This window comes from Microbulbifer mangrovi (assembly GCF_002009015.1).
Lineage (GTDB): Bacteria > Pseudomonadota > Gammaproteobacteria > Pseudomonadales > Cellvibrionaceae > Microbulbifer > Microbulbifer mangrovi.
The window spans coordinates 1-486 of the sequence record NZ_LZDE01000054.1 but is presented as its reverse complement, the minus strand read 5'-3'; the positions used below and the strand labels follow the sequence as shown (position 1 = coordinate 486).

At 57.0% G+C, this 486-nt stretch carries 1 pseudogene; it reads left to right on the top strand.

From position 1 onward, the window contains the following. Window positions 1-486 (top strand): annotated as a pseudogene (locus B4U49_RS00230) (5-methyltetrahydropteroyltriglutamate--homocysteine S-methyltransferase); the annotation flags it as partial.

Here is a 486-nt window from a genome sequence, read left to right as displayed (position 1 = left end):
ACCATCCTCAACTGGTCCTTCCCCCGCGAGGACATTCCGCGCGCGGTAAGCTGCCTGCAAATTGCCAAGGCGCTGCGCGAAGAAGTGCTGGATCTGGAAGCGGCGGGCATTGGTATCATCCAGATCGATGAACCGGCACTGCGTGAAGGGGTACCGTTGCGTGTATCCGGTCACGACGATTACTTTGCCTGGGCGGTGGGCTGCTTCCGCTACACCTGCAGTGAAGTAAAAGCGGAAACCCAGATTCACACCCACATGTGCTATTCCAACTTCAATGCGATCATGGATGCGATCGTGGCGCTGGATGCAGATGTCATCACCATCGAGTCCGCACGTTCAGACCTGCGTCTACGGGAGGCTTTTGCCGGAGAGAGGGGAGGGTACCCCAATGAAATCGGCCCGGGTATCTACGATATTCACTCGCCCAATGTGCCCGAGCGGAGGGAGCTGGTAAATCGCCTGTATCAGCTGTTGAAAGTGATTCCG